Below are 19,461 nucleotides of genomic sequence, written 5' to 3' on the forward strand. Positions count from 1 at the left end.
CTAACGTCTCATTACCGAGCCGAGCGCCTCCAGCAGCCGGTCCACATCGGCCTGGGTGTGCGCGGCGGAGAAACTGATCCGCAATCGCGCCTCACCCTCCGGCACGGTCGGCGGACGGATGGCCGGCACCAGGATGCCGGCGGCCTCCAGCGCCTCGCTCATCCGGGTCGCGGCGCGGGTCTCACCGATCAACAGCGGCTGAATCGGCGTGGACGATTCCATCAGCACCAGATCCAGCTCGGCCGCGCCGGCGCGGAACCGCGCAACCAGGCTCTGCAGATGTTCACGACGCCAATTCTCGTCACGGCACAGCTGCAGCGCGGCCCGGGTCGCCTCGGCCACGGCCGCCGGCGGCGCGGTGGTGTAGACATAGCTGCGCGCCTGCTGGATCAGGGTCTCGATCAGCGCCTCGCTGCCGGCGACAAAGGCCCCGAAGGTGCCCAGCGCCTTGCCCAGCGTGCCCATCAGCATGATGTCAGCGTCGGGCGTCAGTCCGGCCTGCGCCAGGGTGCCGCGCCCCTGCGGACCGAGCACCCCCAGGCCGTGGGCATCGTCGAGCAACAGCCCGGCCGCGTGCTCCGTGGCCAGCGCGGCCAGCGCCTCGACCGGCGCACAGTCGCCGTCCATGCTGAAGACGCCGTCGCTGGCGATCAGCCGCTCCCCTGCCGGGGCCATGGCCAGGCGCCGCTGCAGATCCTGCATGTCGAGATGGGCATAGCGCACCAGCCGGGCACCGCTGATGCGTGCCCCGTCGAGCAGGGAGGCATGATTGAGCCGGTCCTGGAACAGCCGGCCGGCCCGTCTGGGCAGCGCGGCCATTACCCCGAGGTTGGCCATGTAGCCGGTGGAGAACAGCAGGGCGCGCGGCGCACCGACGAAGTCGGCCAGTTCTTCTTCCAGGGCATGATGGGCCGCGGTGTGTCCGGCCAGCAGATGGGCCGCGCCGCTGCCGGCGCCCCAGCGCTGCGCCCCGGTCTGCAGGGCCGCGACCACCTGCGGATGCGCCGCCAGGCCGAGATAGTCGTTGCTGCAGAAACTCAGGCAGTCGCGGCCGTCAATGCGGCGTTCGGGCCGTTGCGGGGATTCGGCGAGGCGGCGGCTGCGGTAGAGACCGTCGCGGCGGCGCTGCTCCAGGGCGGTGCGCAGGTCCTTCACCGGGATGGCCCGGCTCAGACCGGGCGCAGGCCCAGCCGCTCGAACAGGCGCCGGTCGTGGTCGGCGTCCGGGTTGCCGGTGGTCAGCAGCTTCTCGCCGTAGAAGATGGAATTGGCGCCGGCCAGGAAGCACAGCGCCTGCAGTTCGTCGCTCATGGCCTCGCGGCCGGCGGAAAGGCGCACATGCGACTGCGGCATCAGGATGCGGGCCACGGCAATATTGCGGACGAAATCGAAGGGATCCAGGTCCTCGACCTCGCTCAGCGGCGTGCCTTCGACCTTGACCAGCAGGTTGATGGGCACACTCTCGGGGTGGCGCGGCAGATTCGCCAGTTCCTGCAGCAGACCGGCCTGATCGGCCCGGTCCTCGCCCATGCCGACGATGCCGCCGGCGCAGACGTGGATGCCGGCGTCGCGGACGTGGCCCAGGGTCTCCAGCCGATCCTGATAGGTGCGGGTGGAGATGATCTCGCCATAGAACTCCGGCGAGGTGTCGAGATTGTGATTGTAGTAGTCGAGCCCGGCCTCTTTCAGACGCTCCGTCTGGGCCTCGGTCAGCATGCCCAGGGTCACGCAGGTCTCCAGCCCTTCGGCCTTGACCGCCCGGATCATGTCCAGCACCGGCTCCAGATCCTTGTCGCGCGGCCGCCGCCAGGCCGCGCCCATGCAGAACCGGCTGGCGCCTCTGGCGCGGGCGGCACGGGCGGCCTCGACCACCTGCTCCAACGGCAGCAGCCGCTCGACCTCGAGTTCGGTCTTATAATGGGCGCTCTGGGGACAGTAGGCGCAATCCTCCGGACAGGCGCCGGTCTTGATGGACAGCAGGGTACTGACCTGCACCTCGCCGGGGTCGAAGTGCGCACGATGGACCTGCTGGGCCTCGAAGATCAGGTCATTGAAGGGGCGGGCAAACAGGGCCAGCACCTCGTCCCGGCGCCAGTCGTGGCGCAGACCATCGCCGGCGGCCACCTCGAACGCCGGCTGGCCGCTCATTCCTGCGGCTCCGCCAGGATCTCCATGTCCTCCCAGGACTCGCGGCGGATGCGGGCCAGGTCGCGCAGGGTCAGCGGCAGCAGGATGGCGGCGCCGACGGCCCAGGCGATGAGGTAGTAGTTCAGATTGACCGGCAGGAACATGGCCACGGCGACGAAGAAGCCGGTCACACCGTAGAACCGGTAGGCGGCCTGCTGGGTGTAGTGGCCGACCTTCTCGTTCGGGTGATGCCGGTTCATGCAGTAGACGAACATGGACGCCCCCAGCCAGAAGATCATCAGCGGGAAGGGCGCCAGCAGGGAAATGATGTTGCCGTAATTGAACGCGGCCGCGCTGAAGCGCGCGCTGCGGGCCGTCACCAGGTGAGTGGCAGTGGTCGCGGTCTCGGACATGGGACTGGATTCCGGTATACTGAATTGATCGAAGGGCCCGGAATCATCGCCTTTCCCACCCCGATTGTCAACCGGCAGGGACGCCATATGGTTAACAACTGGTGGAATTTCATACAATTCCGACTATTCCCCCCGACCTGCATCCTGTGTCATCGACCCGGGGCCGGCGAGCTTGACCTGTGTGCCGGCTGCCGGGCGGAGCTGCCGCGGCCCGGGCCGGCCTGCCGCCGCTGCGCCGAGCCGCTGGCCAGCGATGCCGGATGGGTGTGCGGGCGCTGCCAACGTCGGCCGCCGGCCTTCGACCGTACGCTCACTCTGTTCCGCTACGCCTCCCCGGTCGACCGCCTGATCCTGGATCTCAAACACCACCGCCGCCTGGCCAATGCCCGGCTGCTGGGCCAGTTGCTGCATCTGGCCGCCACGGACTGGCCCGCCTGCGACCTGCTTGTGCCCGTCCCCCTGCATCCGCGCCGCCAGTGGCGGCGCGGTTTCAATCAGTCGCTGGAAATCGCCCGCTTCGCCGCCCACGGCCTGAAACTGCCGCTCGACAGCCGACGCTGCCGGCGGCTGCGCTGCACCGACACCCAGGCCGAACTCTCCGCCCGGGCACGGCGGGCCAACGTGCGCGGCGCCTTCCGGGCGGAGGGAGACTGGCGCGGTCGGCGGGTGGCGATCATCGACGATGTCATGACCACCGGCGCCACGGCGGACGCCCTGGCCCGTGCGCTCAAGGCACGGGGCGCGTTGGAGGTGCAGGTGTGGGTGTGCGCGCGGGCGTGAGGGTCAGCGGTCGTCCCAGGCCACCAGGTCCCGGTAGCCGTGCCACATGGCCAGGCCCAGCCAGGGGAAGACCACCACCAGGGCAATGAAGGCGGTCAGGGCCGAGAGCGCGAACAGGCCCGTGATCAGGGCGGCCCACAGCAGCAGCGGCCGGGGATTGTCCCGGAACGCCTTGAAACTGATGGCGATGGCATCGACCAGCGAGCAGTGCCGGTCGAGCAGCACCGGCAGGGTCACCAGGCTGAGCGAGAACACCGCCAGCGCCAGCACTGCCCCGGCCACCAGCAGGCCGGCCAGGGACACGATGCCGGCGGCACTGGACAGGAACGCCAGCAGCATCTGGTCGACACTGCCCAGCACCCCGGCACTGCCGACGTTCAGCACCCCGAGCCACAGCCAGATGTAGCTGGCCCAGACATTGAACAGCACGATCAACAGGCCCGCGAACAGCCACAGCGGCCAGCCCAGGCGCATCAACGCATCCAGGCCGGCGGCGTGGCCGAGCGCCACACCGGTATCCAGCCGCCGGGCCAGTTCATTGACCCCCACCGACAGCACCGGCGCGATGAGCAGAAAGCCCGTGACCAGGGAAAAACTCAGCCAGGGTTGGGACCAGGTCAGCCACACCGAGACCAACCCGACCAGGGCCACGACCAGCCCGTCGATCAGCGCCACCGGGGCACGGCGCAGATCCTGCCATCCCTGCGCCAGCCAGTGGAGGGGCCGGCGCATATCGATGCGGTTGATCGGCGGGGTATCGCTGTCCAGGGTCTCCTTCGGCTGAATTTCCCGGATGTCCTCGGGGTAGAGACGATTGAGCAGTCCGGCCATGCCTGCCTCCTTCGCCCGTACGGGCGTTCAGAATCCTCTGCCGTTCCCGTGTTATCTAGTTCGTCGGGGGCCGTATTTCAAGCCGGGAAATTCAGGGGATTCTTCGGCAGGCAATCACCCGATTACACGCAGCTCGATCGGCACGACGACGACCCGCTCAGGAAAACCCGGGCGTCGGCGGCTGCTCAGGTCTGGTCGGTGGGGTCAGCGCCCTGCTGCTGCAGCGCCCGCCGCGCCCGCCGCCGGCGGTCACGGGCGGCATGCCGACGGCGCTGCCAGACCTCGGCCCCGCCCAGGGTAGCGAGATAGCCCAGCACCGCGGCGGGTATGGCCACCATCAGACTGCCCAGCGCGGTGCAGGACAGGTCGATCATGGCCTCGCCCAGCCAGTCGGTATGACTGATGACCCGTTCCAGCCAGGCGCCGAAGGCGTATTCGCCCAATTCGTGAAAGGCCAGGTACAGCGGGGTCATGGTCAGCGGGTTGCTGACCCAGGAGACCAGGAAGGCAGCGGGGAAGTTGCCGCCCACCAGCAGACAGCCGCCGAGCATGAGCAGAGTCTGGAACCCGACCGTGGGCGTGAACCCGACCAGCAGCCCCACTGCGACCCCGCGCGCCACCTGCTCGCGGCGAAAGGTCAGACAGCCCGAGCGGATGACCCAGTCGCGCAGCCGGTGGTTCTCGCCCCACAGCGGGTGCCGGCGGCTGACCGAAGGGCGATGACGGAGCAGGAAGCGACGCATCAGCCCCCTGCCAGCGGAAAGGGATGGGATTTCGGATCGAAGCGGTTGCGCATGTGGTCGGCCATCTGGAAGAAGGTGGCGACCAACTGGTCGCGAAAGCCCGGCTCCAGTCCCAGGCTGTCGATGGCGCGGGTCATGCACAGCATCCACTGGTCGCGCTCGGCTTCGCCGATGGGAAACGGCAGGTGGCGGGCGCGCAGGCGCGGATGCCCGTATTTCTCGATGTACAGCGGCGGTCCGCCCAGCCAGCCGGACAGGAACAGGTACAGCTTCTCGCGTGCCTCAGCGAGATCCGGCGCATGCAGATCGCGGATGCCGCGCGCCTCGGGCAGGCGGTCCATCTCGTCGTAGAACCGCTCGACCAGTGCCCGCACGCCGGCGTCGCCGCCGAGGCGTTCATAGGCGGTGGGGTTGTTTCCCGTCATATCAACTCCCTGTCACACAGCATCGAAATGAACCCCAAGGCGCCCTGGCGGTTCCGGCGACATCACCCGGCGAAGGACCGGTTCAGGTAATCCAGCACCAGCCCGGCGAACACTGCTCCCCCGAACCAGTTGTTGTTGAGGAAGGCACGGAAGCAGCCCTCACGCTCGCGGCCGCGGATCAGATACTGCTGGTACAGGGCCAGCGCCGCGGCCACCGCCAGGCCGAGATAATAATACAGCCCCAGCTGGGCCATGCTGCCGACCAGCCCCAGGCCCAGCAGCACCAGCAGCTGCAGCATGGCGATGATCAGCCGGTCGGCCTCGCCGAACAGAATGGCGGTGGATTTCACCCCGATCTTCAGGTCATCGTCGCGGTCGACCATGGCGTACTGGGTATCGTAGGCCGTGGCCCAGAGGATGTTGACCAGAAACAGCAGCCAGGCCAGGCGCGGCAGTTCGCCGGTCTGGGCGGCGAAGGCCATGGGGATGCCCCAGCCGAAGGCCGCGCCCAGCACCAGCTGCGGCAGATGGGTGAAACGCTTGGTGAAGGGATAGATCGCCGCCAGCGCCGCCCCCACGAAGGCCAGCTTGATGGTGAGCGGATTCATCAGCAGCACCAGGGCAAAGGCGATCAGGCACAGCACCGCGAACAACGCCAGCGCCTCGCGCGGGCTGACCTTGCCGCTGGCGATGGGCCGCTCCCGGGTGCGTTTCACATGCGGGTCGAACTCCCGGTCGGCATAGTCGTTGATGACACAGCCGGCCGAGCGCATCAGCACCACACCGGCAACGAATACGGCCAGCACCAGCGGGTCGGGGAATCCCTCCGCGGCCAGCCACAACGCCCACAGGGTCGGCCACAGCAGCAGCAGGGTGCCGATGGGCCGGTGCAGGCGGGCGAGCAGGTAGTACTGGTACAGGCGGTCGAGCATAAACACTGATTCCAGCCGCAGGGTTGCATGGGCCAGTAGGATGGGTGGAGGCGCCCTGCGCCGCAACCCATCGCCCGGACAGTACCGATGGGTTGCACCAGGTTTCACCCAACCTACGCCCGGTGTTGAAGGTTGAGAAAAATCTCGCTGACCAGCAGCGGCTTGCGCCCCAGCCAGAATACCGAACGCCGGCCCCAGATGGCATCCCTGTCCGGGCCGGCATCGCCCAGGGCATGGGCATGCAGGGCGGTACCGGGCTCGATGCGGGCGATCTCGACCTCGTCGCGCTGCATGCGCGGATCGGCGAACAGGACGGCACCCAGCGGCCGTTCGCCCAGGTGCGCCAGCCGCCGCCCCCGGCCGTGCAGACTGGCACGCGGGATCACTGTGCGCGCGAATACCCAGGGGCGATCGTCACACAACAGATGCACCTCGCGGATCAGGGCCCGCTGGCGCCGGCGCAGGCCCAGCGCCCGGCACTCGTCCAGGCTCGGCCGGGCCCAGCCCTGCCAGTCCAGCCGTACCCGGAAGCGGCCGGGACAACATGCCTGCAGCCGCCGGGTCAGGGAGGAGGTGTCCAGCAGCCAGTCGCGCAACACCGGATCGAGTTGCGCGCGCCGCCAGCGACGGCCGGCGTGCCAGGGATTTTCCCAATGATTGTGCAGACGCGGGTGGGACAAGATCTCAGGACTCGGACCAAAGACCGGGGATTATCGCATGAATGGCTGCAACCGGAACAAACGCGGACCGTCAGACCGAGCCGTAGCGTACGTTCTCGGCCAGCCAGCGGCGGATCAACCGCGGCACCAGTTCCGGATGGTCACGGTTGAGCCGCTCGGCCAGCCGCTCCACCTCGGGCAGCAGCGCCTCGTCGCGCACCAGGTCGGCGATGCGCAGATTCATCATGCCGGTCTGGCGCGTCCCCAGCACCTCGCCCGGACCGCGCAACTCCAGGTCCTTGCGGGCGATCTCGAAGCCGTCGCTGGTGGCGCGCATCACCCCCAGGCGTTCCCTGCCCTGCCGGGAGAGCGGGGTATGGTAGAGCAGCACACAGTGGCTTTCCGCCGCCCCGCGCCCGACCCGGCCGCGCAGCTGGTGCAGCTGGGCCAGTCCCAGCCTTTCGGCGTTCTCGATGATCATCAGCGAGGCGTTGGGCACGTCCACCCCGACCTCGATCACGGTGGTGGCCACCAGCAGGTCCAGCGCCCCGGCCTTGAACCGCTGCATGATGTCCGCCTTCCCGGCGGCCTTGAGCCGGCCGTGGACAAGTCCCACCCGCAACTCCGGCAGCGCCTCGCGCAGCTCGGCGGCGGCCTCCTCGGCCGCCTGGCACTGCAGGCTCTCGGATTCCTCGATCAGGGTACAGACCCAGTAGGCCTGACGCCCCTCGGCGCAGGCCCGGCGCACCCGCTCGACCACCTCGGGCCGGCGGCTGTCGGGAATGACCACAGTACTGATCGGTTTGCGCCCGGGCGGCAGTTCGTCGATCACCGAGGTGTCCAGGTCGGCATACACCGCCATCGCCAGGGTACGCGGGATGGGGGTGGCGGTCAGGGTGAGCTGGTGCGGCAGCTGTGCCTCCTGTCCACCCTTGTCGCGCAGGGCCAGGCGCTGGTGCACCCCGAAACGGTGCTGCTCGTCGATGATCACCAGGCCCAGGCGCTCGAAGGCGACCTCCTCCTGGAACAGGGCATGGGTGCCGACCACCACCCGGGCCTCGCCGTCGCGGATGCGCGCCAGCATGTCCCGGCGCGCCGCACCCTTGAGCCGGCCCGACAACCAGGCCGGCTCCAGTCCCAGCGGGCTGAGCCAGGCGCTGAAGTTGCGCAGGTGCTGCTCGGCCAGCAGCTCGGTGGGCGCCATCAGCGCCACCTGCAGGCCGGACTCGACCGCCGCCAGCGCCGCCAGCGCCGCCACCACCGTCTTGCCCGACCCGACATCGCCCTGCACCAGCCGCAGCATGGGATGGGCGCGGGCCAGATCGGCCTCGATCTCGGCCACCACCCGCTCCTGGGCCGCGGTCAGGGGAAAGCCCAGCTGCCCGCGCAACGCCTGGCGCAGCCGGCCGTCGCCGCGCAGCACCGGCGCCTGCAGGGACTGCGCCCGCCAGCGCAGCACCCGCAGGCTCAGGTGATGGGCGATGAGCTCTTCCAGCACCAGCCGCCGCTGGGCCGGGTGTTCGCCCAGTTCCAGCGCAGCCAGATCCACCTCCGGCGGCGGCCGATGCACCAGCCGGATCGCCGCGCGCAGCCCGGGCAGCGCGGCGGGTGCAGTGGCGCTGTCGCCCAGCCAGTCGGGCAGGCTGTCGGGAGACGCCTCCAGCCAGGCCAGCGCCTGGTCGGTGAGATTGCGCAGTCCGAGCTGATGCACGCCCTCGGTGGAGGGATAGATGGGGGTGAGACTGGCTGCGTCCGGATCGGATGTGTCGGCATCCACCCGACGGTATTCGGGATGTACCATTTCGAGTTGCGCCGGTCCGCTGCGCACCTCGCCGAAGCAGCGGATGCGCATCCCGCGCGCCAGCGCGGCCTGCTGGGCGGCGTTGAAGTGAAAGAAGCGCAGAATCAGGGCGCCGGTGCCGTCACTGAGGTGCACCAGCAGCATGCGCCGGCGGCCGAATTTGATCTCGGCATGATCGATCCCGCCCTCGATAACCGCGCGCCTGCCCGGCTGCAACGCCCCGATGGGCACCACCCGGGTGCGGTCCTCGTAGCGCAACGGCAGGTGGAACAGGGCATCCTGGACCGTGGCGATGTTCAGCCGCGCGAGCTTCTCCGCCAGCCGCGGGCCTACGCCCTTCAATGCCGTGACCGGCACCCGGTCCAGCGTCTCGTCATTATGCGTACGCGCATCCATGCGCTTGGTATCCGTTTTTTGATTCATAGAACTTTTCAACGCAGAGGCGCAAGGGCGCAGAGAACGCAAAGAGTATTAATGTTTGTTACGGTTCGGTTGTTCAATGCCGCTTGCGATCAGACTGCAGCGCAATGGCTCCTGCCAGACACCTGAAGCAATAATTATTTCTCTGCGTCCTCTGCGTCTCCGCGCCTCTGCGTTGGATCTTCAAATCCTCAAACCACCATGATCGCGTCCATTTCCACCGCCGCCCCCTTGGGCAGGCTGGCCACGCCGATGGCGGCGCGCGCCGGATAGGGCTCGCTGAAGTATTCCTGCATGATCTCATTAACCAGCGGGAAATGGGACAGATCCGTGAGAAAGATATTGAGCTTGGCGATATCATTGAGTGAACCGCCAGCGGCTTCGCACACGGCACCGAGATTATCGAACACCCGGCGCACCTGGGCGGCCATGTCGCCGGTGACCAGTTCCATGGTCTCCGGCACCAGCGGGATCTGACCCGAAAGATAAACGGTGTCGCCGTATCTGACGGCCTGGGAATAGGGGCCGATGGCCTGCGGCGCCTTGTCGGTGGCGATGATTTCTCTACTCACGGATGACTCCTGATCATTGGTTGTTTGAACGTCATTGCGAGCGAAGCGCGGCAATCTCTACCGGCTTTCCTGCGCATCAGGAGATTGCCGCGCTTCGCTCGCAATGACGGACTGACCGTCCACCATCAGCCCCGGCCGCGCGACAGCCGCAGCACCAGCTTGATGTGGCGGATACGGCGCATCACGCTGGCCAGATGCCGGCGGTTCTTGACAGTAATGGTGAATACCATGGTGGTGTTCATGCCGTCGCGCTCCTCGATACCGACATTCTCGATATTGGAACCCATATCGGCGATCACGGCGGCGACCGTGGCCAGCACACCGCGCTGATTGGCCACCTCGATGCGCAGTTCGGCGGGGAACTCGCCCTCCACATCGGGCTCCCACTCGACGTCGATCCATTTCTCCGGCTGATTGCGGTAGTCGGCAACGTTCTTGCAGCTCTCCACATGAATGACGATGCCGCGCCCGGCGCTGACAAAACCGATAATGGGATCGCCGGGGATGGGGCGGCAGCACTTGGCATAACTGACCACCATGCCCTCGGTGCCCTTGATGGCCAGTGGCGTGGTCACCTGCGCGGCGTCGCCGGACGCCCCGGCCTCGACCTCCTCGCTGCGACCGGCAAGCTGGCGGGCAACCAGGATGGGAAAGCGGTTGCCCAGACCGATATCGTCGAGCACCGCCTCCAGGGACTCCGCCCCGCAGTCGCTCAGGAAGGCCTCGATGCGCGCCTGCGGCAGTTCGCCCAGGCTGGTCCCCAGGCTTGCCAACGCCTTGTCCAGCAGCCGCCGGCCCAGGTTGACCGCTTCCTCGCTGCGCAGGTTCTTCAGGTGATGGCGGATATTGGAGCGGGCCTTGGCGGTGATGACGAAGTTCAGCCAGGCCGGGTTGGGGTGGGCGCCGGGGGCGGTGATGATCTCCACTGTCTGACCATTGAGCAGCGGTGTACGCAGCGGCGAGAGATGGCGGTCGATCTTTGCGGCGATGCAGGTGTTGCCGACCTCGGTATGCACGGCATAGGCGAAGTCCACCGCGGTGGCCCCGCGCGGCAGTTCCATGATCTCGCCCTGCGGGGTGAACACATAGACCTCGTCGGGGAACAGGTCGATCTTGACGTTTTCCAGGAACTCGAGCGAATTGCCGGCGTTCTTCTGCATCTCCAGCAGTTCGCGCAGCCACTCGCGCGCGCGCTGCTGGGCGCTGTTGGCGCCGCCCTCGCCGGCCTTGTACAGCCAGTGCGCGGCAATGCCGGCCTCGGCCACCCGATCCATGTCCTCGGTGCGGATCTGTACCTCGATGGGCACGCCGTAGGGCCCGAACAGCACCGTGTGCAGCGACTGATAGCCGTTGGCCTTGGGGATGGCGATGTAGTCCTTGAACTTGCCCGGCACCGGCTTGTAGAGATTGTGCACGATGCCCAGCGCCCGGTAGCAGGTATCGGGCTTGTCGACGATGATGCGGAAGGCGTAGACGTCGGAGACGTCGGCAAAGGACACGCCCTTGCCGCGCATTTTGCGGTACAGGCTGTAGAGGTGCTTCTCGCGGCTCTTGATCTCACCGTCGATGTGCTCCTGGCGCAGGCGGCGCTTGATGGCGGTCTCGATCTTGTTGAGGATCTCCTTGCGATTGCCGCGGGCGCGGCGCACCGCCTCCTCCAGCACCCGCGAGCGCATCGGATGCAGGGCGGCAAAGCCCAGGTCCTCCAGTTCCAGGCGCATCTGGTTCATGCCCAGCCGGTTGGCGATGGGGGCATAGATCTCCAGGGTCTCGCGGGCGATGCGGCGGCGCTTGTCCGGGCGCATCACGCCCAGGGTGCGCATGTTGTGCAGGCGGTCGGCGAGCTTGATCAGGATGACGCGGATGTCGCGCACCATGGCCAGCATCATCTTGCGGAAATTCTCGGCCTGCTGCTCGGCCTTGGATTCGAACTGGATCTGGGTGAGCTTGCTCACGCCGTCGACCAGTTCGGCCACCTCGGCGCCGAAACGCGACTCGACCTGCTCCTTGGCGGTGGGAGTGTCCTCGATGACATCGTGCAGGATGGCCGCGACGATGCTCTGGTGATCCATGTGCATCTCGGCCAGGATCCGGGCCACGGCGATCGGGTGGTAGATATAGGGCTCACCGGACATCCGGTGCTGGCCCTCGTGGGCCTCGGCGCCGAACAGGTAGGCACTGTAGACCTCCTGCACCGCATCATGGGGCAGGTAGGAATCCAGCAGATTGCACAGATCGCTGATCAGGAACCGCTCGTTGTCGGTATCCCTGGCCTTGGCCACCATCGACTGCCCCGCCTCCTCACTCATCCACAGGCACCTGTCATACGAACCCACCGGTAAGCGCGCAGGCGCAGACCGGCCTTCGGATCATAGGCCAAAGGGGACCCGCCCCACAACGCCGGGCGGAACAGGCTGGAACGGGGTTATTCAGTCGCGGGCGGCAGGGCGTCGGCTTCTGCCTCGGCCTCGGCGGCAGGCTCTTCCGGCGGCTTGACCAGGGAGTCGACATTGCTCGGCAGAACGAGGGAATCGGCGATCTCGCGCAGGGCCATCACGGTGGGCTTGTCATTCTCCCAGTCCAGTTTGGGCTCGGCGCCGCGCGCCAGCTGGCGGGCCCGCTTGGCGGCCAGCAGGACCAGCTCGAAGCGGTTATCGACATTATCGAGGCAATCTTCCACCGTGATGCGTGCCATAAGGAGTTTCCTGCTCAGAATCGTTGCTGCGAGGCGGGCAAGTCTACCCAATTCAGCCGGCGGGTGCCAGCAGGTCGGCGATCATGCCGGCATGGCGGCCGGCCTGGCGCGGTCGGCGCAGGCGGGCGGCGGTGACAATGGCGCCCAGTTCGCCGAGCGCGGCGTCGAAGTCGTCGTTGATGATCAGGTAGTCGTATTCATCATAGTGCGCGGCCTCGCTGACGGCATCGCGCATGCGCCGGGCGATGACCTCGGGTCCGTCCTGACCGCGGCCCTGCAGTCGGGACTCCAGCGCCGCCCGGCTGGGCGGCAGGATGAAGATGCTCTGCGCCTGGGGCAGCTGCTCCCGCACCTGGCGCGCGCCCTGCCAGTCGATGTCCAGGAACACGTCCTCGCCGCGGGCCAGCTGGGCCTCGACCGCACTGCGTGCGGTGCCGTAGTAGTTGTCGAACACCCGGGCGTGTTCGAGAAACTCGCCGCGCCCGATCATGGCCTCGAAGGTCTCCACCGTGACGAAGTGATAGTCGCGCCCGTCCTGCTCGCCGGGCCGCATCGCCCGGGTGGTGTGGGAGATCGAGAAGGCCAGACCGTCCATCCGCTCCATCAGGGCCCGCACCAGACTGGTCTTGCCGGCCCCGGAGGGGGCGGAGACGATGAAAAGACTGCCTTGTGCCATAAATATCTACCTTATTACAAAATAATTGTTGACATTAATATTTTACAAAAATCTTGCATTATCAGCTCTGTAGGCCGGGTTAACGCAGCGCAATCTGACATCACGGTGGTACGTCGGGTTACGCTCTTTGGGCTAACCCGACCTGCGATGCTGATTAAGGAAGCTCTGATTATTCCTCTTCCCGTCATTCCCGCGAAGGCGGGAATCCAGTGGTTTCAGGGGCATGGATGCCCGCCTCCGCGGGCATGACGAATTAATCAGGGGTTTCTCAAACTGTTCCTGGCGTGCCTGGCGCCCTGGCGGTTCAGAACATCACTCCACATTCTGCACCTGCTCGCGCATCTGCTCGATCAGCACCTTGAGCTCGACCGAGACATTGGTCGTCTCGCTGTCGGCGGACTTGGAACCCAGGGTGTTGGCCTCGCGGTTGAGCTCCTGCATCAGGAAGTCCAGTCGCCTGCCCACCGGCTCGTCGCGCTCCAGCACCCGGCGCACCTCGTCGAGGTGACCGTCGAGTCGATCCAGTTCCTCATCCACGTCGAGTTTCTGGAACAGGTAGACCAGTTCCTGCTCCAGCCGCTCCGGATCCGGGGACGCGACCAACTCCTCGACCCGGGCCCTGAGCTTGTCCCGGAGGCGTTCACGTATCTGCGGCAGGCGTTCGCGCGCCGACGCCAGCAGCGGCTGCATGGCGTCCAGCCGGGTGCTGAGCAGTTCCCGGATCTGAGCGCCCTCGCGGGCACGCGTCTCGACCAGTTCGGCCAGGGCGCGCTCGAACAGTTCAACCGCGGCCGCCTGCACCGGGGCCAGGTCGGGCTGACGATCCTGCACCACGCCGGGCCAGCGCAGCACCTCCAGCGGGCTGACCGGGGCCGGGTCGGGCAGTCCCGCGGCCACCGCCTGCAGGGTTGCGCCCAGGCGCTCCAGCAATCCGCTGTCCAGCGCCAGTTCGCCGGCCGCGCCGTCCCCCGGACGGTAGCGCAGGTTGATCTCGACCTTGCCGCGCCGCAGGCCCTGCGCGGCACGCTCGCGCAGGCCGGACTCCAGCCCACGCAATTCCTCGGGCAGGCGCAGACTGAGCTCCAGGTAGCGATGGTTGACCGAACGCAGTTCGCAGACCAGTGCGCCCCAGTCGCCGCCGGCTTCCTGCCGGGCAAAGGCCGTCATGCTCCGAATCATCTCAACTCCTTGTATTTCAAGCACTCAAAGGGCGTGCACCTCAAGTCCGGCGCGGACCTGCCGAACCATATTACTAACCCAGCGCCGGTTAACACTACCCCAGCACGGCACTGACAGGCCCCGACACCACCAACCGACACGGATTCCGACAGGTGCTGAAAAAATCTCCGCAGGCCCTGGCTGCCGGCACCCGGCTCGATCGTTACCACATCGTGAAAACCCTGGGCGGCGGCGGCTTCAGTCTGGTCTACCTGGCCCGCGACGCCGACAGCGGCACCCAGGTGATCATCAAGGAATACATCCCCTCGAAACTCGCACGCCGCGCCCGCGACGGCCAGGTGGCCCCGCGCAGCCAGGCCGAGGCGGATCGCTTCAATCGCGGCCGCATGCTGTTCCTGCAGGAGGCCGGCGCGCTGGCCCGGCTCAAGCACCCCAACATCGTCAACGTCTTCACCTTCTTCAATGCCAACGGCACCGTCTACATGGTGATGGACTACCACGACGGCAGAAACCTGCAGACCTATCTCACCCGGCGCCGCGGCCGTTTGAGCGAGCGCTTCCTGCGCACCGTCTTCCCGCCCCTGCTCGATGGCCTGGAGGTGATCCACCACCAGGACCTGCTGCATCTGGACATCAAGCCGGGCAACATCCACATCCGTCCCGGCGGCCATCCGCTGCTGCTGGACTTCGGCGCCGTGCACGGCTTTCCGCAAAGCCGCCAGACGCAGCCGGGACAGGTCATCAGTCCGGGCTTCTCCCCCATCGAACAGTACGAGTCCAACGGCTACGTCGGCCCCTGGACCGATATCTATTCCTTCGGGGCGACCATGCGCGCCTGCATCGAGGGCAAGCCACCGCCGTCGGCACGCGAGCGCCACGAACGCGACACGCTGAAAAGCGCGGCCTCCAGTTTCCGCCGTGACTATTCCGTCCCCCTGCTGGAGTTGATCGACTGGTGCATGGAGGTCGATCCCGAACTGCGGCCGCAGAGCGTGGCGCAACTGCGCCCGGCCTTCTATGCTGAGTCGGAGGCGCCGGCGACAGGCGGGGAGCCGGAATCCACCTTCGACCGTCTGGTCGGCAGTCTTCCGTGGGCCAAAGGGTGAGGGATCAGGGTACCTGCCATGCGCTTCACCTCCAGACAGACCAGCCGGATCGGCAACCGCAGCAGCAACCAGGACCGCAGCCTGGTCCTGGCCGACAGCGACGGCGTCCTGCTGGCCGTGGCCGACGGCATGGGCGGTCATGCCCGCGGGGACCTGGCCGCCCAGGCCTTTGTCGACAGTCTGGCCCGCCGCTTCCGCCAGCGTGACCCGCTGCAGGACCCGGCGGAATTCCTGACCGAGGCCCTGGCGGCGGCCCACCGCACCATCATCGCGGTCGGCCAGGCCCAGCGGCCGCCCATCGCGCCGCTGACCACCGGCGTGGTGTGCCTGATCAGCGGCGAGACCGCGCACTGGGCGCACGTGGGCGACAGCCGCCTGTACCTGCTGCGCCAGGACACGGTGGCGTTCCAGACCCGGGACCACACCCCGCTCGCCGACATGATCGACGCCGGCCTGCTCAGCGAACGCCAGGCACGCAGTCACCGGCTGCGCAACCAGGTCAGCCGCTGCCTGGGTGATGCCACCGTTGTGCCCGAACCCACCCTCGGGCCCACCGCCTGGCTGCAGCCCGGCGACGTGCTGCTGCTGTGCTCGGACGGCCTCTGGTCGCCGCTGGAGCCGTCGCAGCTGCAGACACTGACCGCCAGCGAGAATCTTGCCGACTGCCTGGAGACCCTGGCCGTCACCGCCGAGGCACGCAGTTATCCGCACAGCGACAATGTCACCGCCGTGGCCCTGCGCTGGGAGGGCGCAGACAGCGGCAGCGAACCGGCACCGGAGAGCGGGCAACGGACCGGAAACGGGAACGATACCGGGTCTCTGTCCAGCCTCGACCGCGCCATCGCCGCCATCGAACAGGCCATGGCCGATTATGCCGATGAAATCCCCACCGACGCCCCTGCCCAGGACCGCTCGCAGTCAGTATAATCCCGGGCTTTCCCCGCCCTGCGGTCGATCACGACAACCAAGGATTTCCCATGCGCCCCAGCCACCGCGCGCCCGACGAACTGCGCCCTGTACGCCTGACCCGCAACTACACTATGCACGCCGAGGGCTCGGTGCTGGTGGAGTTCGGCAACACCCGGGTGCTGTGCAACGCCAGCCTGGAGCCCCGCGTACCGCCCTGGCTGCGCGGCCAGGGCCAGGGCTGGGTCACGGCCGAATACGGCATGCTGCCGCGCTCGACCCATTCCCGCATGGGCCGTGAGGCCGCCCGCGGCAAACAGGGCGGGCGCACCCTGGAGATCCAGCGCCTGATCGGCCGTTCGCTGCGGGCCGTGGTGGACATGAAGCAGCTGGGCGAACGCACCCTGACCCTCGACTGCGACGTACTGCAGGCCGACGGCGGCACCCGCACCGCCAGCATCACCGGCGGCTATGTGGCCCTGGCGGACGCCATCCAGCACCTGCTCGATCGCGGCGAACTGAAGCAGAGCCCGCTCACCGGCCTGGTGGCCTCGGTCTCGGTCGGCGTCTACCAGGGCACCCCGGTACTGGACCTGGACTATGCCGAGGACTGCAACGCCGAGACCGACATGAATGTGGTGATGGACGACCAGGGCAACTTCATCGAGGTGCAGGGCACGGCCGAGGGCCATCCCTTCAGCCGCGACGAACTCATGCGCATGCTGAACCTGGCCGAGGGCGGCATCTTCCGCCTGATCGAGGCCCAGAAAGCGGCCCTGGGCACGGCATGAGCGGAATGAAACGCGTGGTGCTGGCCAGCGGCAACCCGGGCAAGGTGCGCGAGATCAACGCCCTGCTGGAAGGGCTGGGCATCGAGGTGCTGCCGCAGTCCGAATTCGGCGTCCCCGAGGCCGACGAGACCGGGCTGACCTTCGTCGAGAACGCCCTCCTCAAGGCGCGCAACGCCGCCGAGCATACCGGTCTGCCGGCCATCGCCGACGACTCCGGCATCGAGGTCGACGCCCTCAACGGCGCCCCCGGCATCTACTCGGCCCGCTATGCCGGCCCCGGCGCCAGCGACGCGGACAACTGCGACAAGCTGCTCGCGGCCCTGCAGGACACGCCCGAGCATCAACGCGGCGCCCGCTTCCAGTGCCTGCTGGTGTACCTGCGCCACGCGGCCGACCCCACCCCCCTGATCTGCCAGGGCACCTGGGAGGGCCGTATCCTGCACGCCCCGCAGGGCGAGAACGGTTTCGGCTATGACCCGCTGTTCTACGTTCCCACCCACGACTGCAGTGCCGCCGAACTGGCGCCGGCAGAGAAGAACGCCATCAGCCACCGCGGCCAGGCCCTGCGGCGGCTGCTGGAAGCATTGCGGGCCTGATCGGCACAAACACCTAAACGCAGAGACGCAGAGGCGCAAAGTAAATCCGGGTATGCGTTGCCGCGGCGCTGCGCGCCCGCGGCATCGGAAAAGCCAGGGCTGCATCATTTGTCAGCAGCGAAAGGTGTTCAGCCCTATACTCAATATACTTTGTGCCTTTGCGTCTCTGCGTTAGTGCAGTTGTTACCGACACTACACCATGTTCAATTTCACCGCCCCGCCGCCGCTCGCGCTCTATGTGCATATCCCCTGGTGTGTGCGCAAGTGTCCCTACTGCGATTTCAACTCGCACGAATTGCGTGACGAGCTGCCCGAGCGCGACTACATCGCCGCCCTGATCCGCGATCTGGACCAGGACCTGCCCATGGTCTGGGGCCGGACGGTGGAGAGCATCTTCATCGGCGGCGGCACGCCCAGCCTGTTCAGCGCCGAGGCCATTGCACGGCTGCTGTCGGAACTGCGCGGCCGGCTGCCGCTGAAACCGGACCTGGAGGTCACCCTGGAGGCCAACCCCGGCACGGTGGAACAGCAGCGCTTCGCCGACTTTCGCTCCGCCGGCATCAATCGACTGTCCATCGGCATCCAGAGTTTCGACGATGACCAGCTGCAGAAACTCGGCCGCATCCACGGTCGGCGTGAGGCCATCCGTGCCGCCGAGGCCGCGCACGCGGCCGGTTTCGACAATTTCAACCTCGACCTCATGTTCGGGCTGCCGGACCAGCGCCCGGACCAGGCCCTGGCCGATCTGAACACGGCGCTGGATCTCGAACCGTCCCACCTGTCCTGGTACCAGCTCACGCTGGAGCCCAATACCTGGTTCTACAGCCATCCGCCCCGGCTGCCGGATGATGACACTTTGGGGGATATCCAGGAGGCAGGCCGGGGGCGCCTCGCCAGCAGGGGCTATACTCAATACGAGGTCTCGGCCTTTGCCCGCAGCGGCCACCTGTGCCGGCACAATCTGAACTACTGGCGTTTCGGGGATTATCTGGGCATCGGTGCCGGCGCCCACGGCAAGCTCACACTCGCCGCCGAACAGCGCATCCTGAGGCGGTGGAAATGCAAACACCCGCGCGACTATCTCGCCCATGCCGGAACCGCCGCCGGCATCGGCGGCAGCCAGACACTGGGCGCGGCCGACGCGCGGTTTGAATTCCTGCTCAATGCGCTACGCTTACAGGAGGGGTTCACGCCGGAGCTTTATACGGCACGCACCGGCCTGGCCTTCGCCGACCTGGCGCCCGCGCTCGACCCACTGATCGAACGCGGGCTGCTGGAACTGGACACGCATATCCGGGCCACCCCAACGGGTTACAGATTTCTCAATGATGTGTTAGCGGACATGCTTCCCGATGACGCGCTCTGACCTGCAACAGCACGCCGACATCTGCCCCTACTGCGGAGAGCCGATCGAGGTTACGCTTGACCTGTCCGCCGGCTCCGCACGCTTCATAGAAGACTGCCCGGTGTGCTGCAAGCCCATCGAGCACCGCCTGCAACTGGATCCGCTGGACGAGAGTTACAGCCTCACGCTGCATCGTGACGATGAGTAACGGCGACCACTACACGCCCATCGACTGCGGCCTCTACAGCAACTTTGAACTCGCTATCCTGCGCGGCTGGCGCCTGCAGGTCACCTGGCAGGACAACTCCGGGCTCGATCACATCGAGTTGCTGCGTCCGCGCGACCTGCAGACCCGCGACCACGCCGAATATCTGATCGCCGAGCGCGGTGACGGCGAGCGCATCGAGATCCGCCTGGACCGCATCCGCGAGGCGCAGCGGCGGGAGGAAGGGAACTGAACAAAGA

At 67.1% G+C, this 19,461-nt stretch carries 22 protein-coding genes; 8 read left to right on the forward strand and 14 right to left on the reverse strand.

The window, feature by feature from the left end:
• From bioF to CFK21_RS00195, 3 genes are read right to left on the reverse strand one after another with little or no spacing between them, the layout of a single operon-like run.
• Positions 1 to 1,155: an 8-amino-7-oxononanoate synthase gene (bioF, locus tag CFK21_RS00185; protein WP_096363565.1), complete on the reverse strand. Its 1,155-nt coding sequence runs from the start codon at positions 1,153 to 1,155 to the stop codon at positions 1 to 3.
• A 14-nt stretch (positions 1,156 to 1,169) separates the two neighbouring features.
• The gene (gene bioB / locus CFK21_RS00190; protein WP_096363567.1) at positions 1,170 to 2,147 is read right to left on the reverse strand and encodes a biotin synthase BioB; all 978 of its coding nucleotides are present in this window, start codon (positions 2,145 to 2,147) and stop codon (positions 1,170 to 1,172) included.
• Positions 2,144 to 2,539, reverse strand: a complete 396-nt coding sequence (locus CFK21_RS00195; protein ID WP_096363569.1) for a hypothetical protein — start codon at positions 2,537 to 2,539, stop codon at positions 2,144 to 2,146. The genes bioB and CFK21_RS00195 overlap by 4 nt, the downstream gene beginning before the upstream one ends.
• An 87-nt stretch (positions 2,540 to 2,626) precedes the next feature.
• Here CFK21_RS00195 and CFK21_RS00200 point away from each other — a divergent pair, with 87 nt between their 5' ends.
• Positions 2,627 to 3,319: a ComF family protein gene (locus CFK21_RS00200; RefSeq protein WP_096367418.1), complete on the forward strand. Its 693-nt coding sequence runs from the start codon at positions 2,627 to 2,629 to the stop codon at positions 3,317 to 3,319.
• A 3-nt stretch (positions 3,320 to 3,322) separates the two neighbouring features.
• Here CFK21_RS00200 and CFK21_RS00205 read toward each other — a convergent pair whose 3' ends face one another.
• From CFK21_RS00205 to CFK21_RS00255, 11 genes are all read right to left on the reverse strand, one after another.
• The gene (locus tag CFK21_RS00205; protein WP_096363571.1) at positions 3,323 to 4,150 is read right to left on the reverse strand and encodes a DUF2189 domain-containing protein; all 828 of its coding nucleotides are present in this window, start codon (positions 4,148 to 4,150) and stop codon (positions 3,323 to 3,325) included.
• 185 nt (positions 4,151 to 4,335) lie between these two features.
• Positions 4,336 to 4,893: a DUF2062 domain-containing protein gene (locus CFK21_RS00210; RefSeq protein ID WP_096363573.1), complete on the reverse strand. Its 558-nt coding sequence runs from the start codon at positions 4,891 to 4,893 to the stop codon at positions 4,336 to 4,338.
• Positions 4,893 to 5,318 carry a group II truncated hemoglobin gene (locus tag CFK21_RS00215; protein ID WP_096363575.1) on the reverse strand — a complete coding sequence of 142 codons (426 nt, stop codon included), beginning with the start codon at positions 5,316 to 5,318 and terminating at the stop codon, positions 4,893 to 4,895. The genes CFK21_RS00210 and CFK21_RS00215 overlap by 1 nt, the downstream gene beginning before the upstream one ends.
• A 62-nt stretch (positions 5,319 to 5,380) precedes the next feature.
• Positions 5,381 to 6,250, reverse strand: a complete 870-nt coding sequence (ubiA, locus tag CFK21_RS00220) for a 4-hydroxybenzoate octaprenyltransferase (RefSeq protein ID WP_096363577.1) — start codon at positions 6,248 to 6,250, stop codon at positions 5,381 to 5,383.
• Positions 6,251 to 6,363: 113 nt separating this feature from the next.
• Positions 6,364 to 6,930 carry a chorismate--pyruvate lyase family protein gene (locus CFK21_RS00225; protein ID WP_157745187.1) on the reverse strand — a complete coding sequence of 189 codons (567 nt, stop codon included), beginning with the start codon at positions 6,928 to 6,930 and terminating at the stop codon, positions 6,364 to 6,366.
• 70 nt (positions 6,931 to 7,000) lie between these two features.
• Entirely contained in the window at positions 7,001 to 9,106 is a 2,106-nt protein-coding gene (gene recG / locus CFK21_RS00230; RefSeq protein WP_231971617.1) for an ATP-dependent DNA helicase RecG, read from the reverse strand.
• A 215-nt stretch (positions 9,107 to 9,321) separates the two neighbouring features.
• On the reverse strand, positions 9,322 to 9,702 hold the full coding sequence (locus CFK21_RS00235; RefSeq protein WP_096363583.1) for a RidA family protein: 381 nt from the start codon (positions 9,700 to 9,702) through the stop codon (positions 9,322 to 9,324).
• 125 nt (positions 9,703 to 9,827) lie between these two features.
• A complete protein-coding gene (gene spoT / locus CFK21_RS00240; RefSeq protein WP_096363585.1) occupies positions 9,828 to 12,011 on the reverse strand; it encodes a bifunctional GTP diphosphokinase/guanosine-3',5'-bis pyrophosphate 3'-pyrophosphohydrolase in 2,184 nt (727 codons plus the stop codon).
• Positions 12,012 to 12,127: 116 nt separating this feature from the next.
• Positions 12,128 to 12,397 carry a DNA-directed RNA polymerase subunit omega gene (gene rpoZ, locus CFK21_RS00245; RefSeq protein WP_096363587.1) on the reverse strand — a complete coding sequence of 90 codons (270 nt, stop codon included), beginning with the start codon at positions 12,395 to 12,397 and terminating at the stop codon, positions 12,128 to 12,130.
• Between the two features lie 52 nt (positions 12,398 to 12,449).
• Positions 12,450 to 13,073 (reverse strand): guanylate kinase, encoded by a 624-nt coding sequence (gene gmk / locus CFK21_RS00250; protein ID WP_096363589.1) that lies wholly within the window; start codon positions 13,071 to 13,073, stop codon positions 12,450 to 12,452.
• Positions 13,074 to 13,385: 312 nt separating this feature from the next.
• Positions 13,386 to 14,252, reverse strand: a complete 867-nt coding sequence (locus CFK21_RS00255) for a YicC/YloC family endoribonuclease (RefSeq protein WP_096363591.1) — start codon at positions 14,250 to 14,252, stop codon at positions 13,386 to 13,388.
• 152 nt (positions 14,253 to 14,404) lie between these two features.
• On the opposite strand from CFK21_RS00255, the gene CFK21_RS00260 reads away from it, so the two are divergent.
• The 7 genes from CFK21_RS00260 (at position 14,405) to CFK21_RS00290 (ending at position 19,454) form a co-directional block, all read left to right on the forward strand.
• Complete coding sequence (locus CFK21_RS00260) at positions 14,405 to 15,358, forward strand: serine/threonine protein kinase (RefSeq protein WP_231971534.1); 954 nt, start codon at positions 14,405 to 14,407, stop codon at positions 15,356 to 15,358.
• Between the two features lie 18 nt (positions 15,359 to 15,376).
• A complete protein-coding gene (locus tag CFK21_RS00265; RefSeq protein ID WP_096363593.1) occupies positions 15,377 to 16,285 on the forward strand; it encodes a PP2C family protein-serine/threonine phosphatase in 909 nt (302 codons plus the stop codon).
• A gap of 50 nt (positions 16,286 to 16,335) precedes the next feature.
• Positions 16,336 to 17,055, forward strand: coding sequence for a ribonuclease PH (rph, locus tag CFK21_RS00270; RefSeq protein WP_096363595.1), 720 nt, complete (start codon positions 16,336 to 16,338; stop codon positions 17,053 to 17,055).
• The gene (locus CFK21_RS00275) at positions 17,052 to 17,651 is read left to right on the forward strand and encodes an XTP/dITP diphosphatase (RefSeq protein WP_096363597.1); all 600 of its coding nucleotides are present in this window, start codon (positions 17,052 to 17,054) and stop codon (positions 17,649 to 17,651) included. Before rph ends, CFK21_RS00275 begins: the two co-directional genes overlap by 4 nt.
• 199 nt (positions 17,652 to 17,850) lie before the next feature.
• Positions 17,851 to 19,017, forward strand: a complete 1,167-nt coding sequence (gene hemW / locus CFK21_RS00280; protein WP_096363599.1) for a radical SAM family heme chaperone HemW — start codon at positions 17,851 to 17,853, stop codon at positions 19,015 to 19,017.
• The gene (locus CFK21_RS00285) at positions 19,004 to 19,204 is read left to right on the forward strand and encodes a CPXCG motif-containing cysteine-rich protein (RefSeq protein ID WP_096363601.1); all 201 of its coding nucleotides are present in this window, start codon (positions 19,004 to 19,006) and stop codon (positions 19,202 to 19,204) included. The genes hemW and CFK21_RS00285 overlap by 14 nt, the downstream gene beginning before the upstream one ends.
• The gene (locus CFK21_RS00290) at positions 19,197 to 19,454 is read left to right on the forward strand and encodes a Rho-binding antiterminator (RefSeq protein ID WP_096363603.1); all 258 of its coding nucleotides are present in this window, start codon (positions 19,197 to 19,199) and stop codon (positions 19,452 to 19,454) included. The genes CFK21_RS00285 and CFK21_RS00290 overlap by 8 nt, the downstream gene beginning before the upstream one ends.
• Positions 19,455 to 19,461: the final 7 nt, after the last annotated feature.

This window comes from Thiohalobacter thiocyanaticus (assembly GCF_002356355.1).
Taxonomy (GTDB): Bacteria; Pseudomonadota; Gammaproteobacteria; order Thiohalobacterales; family Thiohalobacteraceae; genus Thiohalobacter; species Thiohalobacter thiocyanaticus_A.